The sequence below is a fragment of the Streptomyces sp. SID5785 genome, from assembly GCF_009870065.1.
Taxonomy (GTDB): Bacteria; Actinomycetota; Actinomycetes; order Streptomycetales; family Streptomycetaceae; genus Streptomyces.
The window spans coordinates 1-2,486 of the sequence record NZ_WWIA01000746.1 but is presented as its reverse complement, the minus strand read 5'-3'; the positions used below and the strand labels follow the sequence as shown (position 1 = coordinate 2,486).

The window sequence follows — 2,486 nt, the reverse complement described above, 5'->3', positions numbered from 1 at the left end:
CTCGCCGACGAACTGCGGCTGGCGGTGGCCCCCTTGGTGGTGGGTGAGCCGGACGCGCCGCGCCTGTTCGGTCCTGGCGGCTACCCGGGCGGGCCACGCAGCAGGATGCGCGTGCTCGGCACCGAGCTGCTCGGCGACGTGGTCGTCACGCGGTACGCGCCGACGGTGCCGGGCACCGGGGCGCGGGCGACGGCCGCGGACCGGCACTGGCTGCGGATCGCGTGCGAGCTCGCCGGGGCGTGCCCGCCGTCGCGCACCGCGTTCAGCGTGGGCGCCGTGGTCGTCGCGGCGGACGGCACGGAGCTGGCGCGCGGGTACTCGCGCGAGGGCGGCGATCCCGTCGTGCACGCGGAGGAGGCGGCGCTCGCCAAGGTCGCCCCGGACGACACCCGGCTCGCCGGCGCCACCGTGTACAGCAGCCTGGAGCCGTGCGCCCGGAGGGCCTCGCGGCCGAAGCCCTGCGCCCGGCTGATCGTCGAGTCGGGGGCGGGCCGGGTGGTGACCGCGTGGCGCGAGCCGGACACGTTCGTGGCGGGCGCGGACGGGGCCGGCGTACTGGCGGCGGCAGGGGTCGTCGTGGCGGAGGTCCCGGAGCTCGCGCAGGCCGCGATGGCTCCCAACCATCACCTGGTCAGCACGGGTACACATAAGTAGCAAATAAGCGCAGAATGGGTGTGCGCGGCCCCCTCGCCCCGTCGGGACGACCCCCGGGACGAGCCCGCCGCGCCGACGCGGTCGGACTCAGTCAACGAGGAGTCGATTTCCATGGCCGACGTTTCCCATCACAGGGGCGATCTCGCAGGTCACCCCGACGTATCCGAAATGCGGGACCGGTACGCGCGCGTGCTCGGTGGCCGCCGAGGCGCTCTCGTGGACGGGCCGGTCTTCCTGCTCGGTCTCTACTGCGCCATCTCCCCCTGGGTCGTGCACTTCACCGGCAACCAGCCCACCCTCGCGTCCCACAATCTGGTCATGGGCATCGCGATCGCGCTCCTGGGCATCGGTTTCACGGTCGCGCCCGCCCGGATGTCCGGTCTCAGCGGCGCCATCTGCGCCATGGGCGTGTGGATGATCATCTCTCCGTGGGTCGTGGGCTCCAGCCCCGACCGCGGCGTGATCCTCAACAACGTCATCATCGGCGGTCTCACCGTCCTGCTCGGGCTGCTCTGCACGGCCACCGCGCTCAGGAGCGGCCGCGAGACGCCGATGCAGACCTGAGCTGCGGCGGCCCACGGGACACCACACGAGGACGGAGGACCCCCACCTGAACCTGCGGATCACCAGGATCACCGGACAGCGGCGGCGACCCGGCGGACGAGCCCCGGGGACGCCGCCGCGCACGGCCCGGACACCCCCGGGCCACACGGCCTAGGCTGACGGGATGGTCACCACCGCCCCCTGGGACGCGGAGGCGCCCGGCGTCCTCCGCCTGCCGTCGGGCCGGCTCGTGCGCGGGCGCGGCCTGCGCCACCCGCTGCCGCCCGGCCCCCTGCCGTCGTACGGCGTCCATCTGCTCGGCTCGCCGCCCGAGCCGCCCTCCTGGGAGACCACCTGGTTGCGCTGGCCCGATTTCCGGCTGCCCGCGGACCGGGACCGCGCCGCCCGCGTGTTCGCCGACGTCCTGCGCCGGAGTGCGGACGAGCGGGTCGAACTGGCCTGCGGCGGCGGACGCGGACGGACCGGCACGGCACTGGCCTGCGTCGCCGTGCTCGACGGCGTGCCGCCCGACGAGGCCGTCGCCTACGTGCGGCGGCACTACGACCGGCGCGCGGTCGAGACACCCTGGCAGAAGCGGTACGTCCGGACGTTCGGGCCGCCGCGAAAATAGGTTGCGCGGCGCCCCCGCCGGTCGGGCACCATGGCCCGGACAGCGACCCCGCACAACCAGGAGCCCCGCATGCGCCGATTCCTCGAAGCAGTTCAGCGACCCCGCCGGACGGACACTTCCGAGGACTCGACCTTCCATGCACCCACAGCTCCGCTCCACCCTGAACATCGGGATCGTCGCCCACGTCGACGCCGGTAAGACCAGCCTCACCGAGCGGCTCCTGTACGACACGGGGGCCATCGACCGGCTCGGCAGCGTCGACACCGGGGACACCCGCACCGACACCGGCGCGATCGAGCGCCGGCGCGGCATCACGATCCGCTCCGCCGTCGCCTCCTTCGCCGTGGGCGACACCCGGATCAACCTCGTCGACACCCCCGGGCACAGCGACTTCATCGCCGAGGTCGAGCGCGCGCTGGACGTGCTCGACGGCGCCGTGCTGCTCGTCTCCGCCGTCGAGGGCGTCCAGGCACACACCCGTCTGCTGCTCAGGACACTGCGCCGGATCGGCCTGCCCACCCTGATCTTCGTCAACAAGATCGACCGGCCGGGGGCGCGGACCGCCGGGCTGCTCGACGACATCCGGCGCCGTCTGACGCCGTACGTGGTCCCCCTGGCCGACGTGGCCGGGGAAGGGACGCCGGACGCCCGCGTCGTG

4 protein-coding genes are annotated in these 2,486 nt (G+C 74.0%); all 4 read left to right on the top strand.

Annotated elements, in window-relative coordinates:
• The coding region (locus GTW43_RS24380) for a deaminase (RefSeq protein WP_237536793.1) at nucleotides 1-654 on the top strand (654 nt) is incomplete at its 5' end.
• 111 nt (nucleotides 655-765) lie between these two features.
• Nucleotides 766-1,218 (top strand): SPW repeat protein, encoded by a 453-nt coding sequence (locus tag GTW43_RS24375; protein ID WP_161304179.1) that lies wholly within the window; start codon nucleotides 766-768, stop codon nucleotides 1,216-1,218.
• A gap of 163 nt (nucleotides 1,219-1,381) precedes the next feature.
• A complete protein-coding gene (locus tag GTW43_RS24370; RefSeq protein WP_161304178.1) occupies nucleotides 1,382-1,828 on the top strand; it encodes a protein phosphatase in 447 nt (148 codons plus the stop codon).
• Between the two features lie 136 nt (nucleotides 1,829-1,964).
• Nucleotides 1,965-2,486: GTP-binding protein (locus tag GTW43_RS24365; protein WP_161304177.1), on the top strand; the 522-nt coding region annotated here is incomplete at its 3' end.

What these genes read in the sequence shown, in the direction of transcription:
- GTW43_RS24375 (WP_161304179.1), top strand. Translation starts at nt 766, where the DNA reads ATGGCCGACGTTTCCCATCACAGGGGCGATCTCGCAGGTCACCCCGAC.
- GTW43_RS24370 (WP_161304178.1), top strand. Translation starts at nt 1,382, where the DNA reads ATGGTCACCACCGCCCCCTGGGACGCGGAGGCGCCCGGCGTCCTCCGC.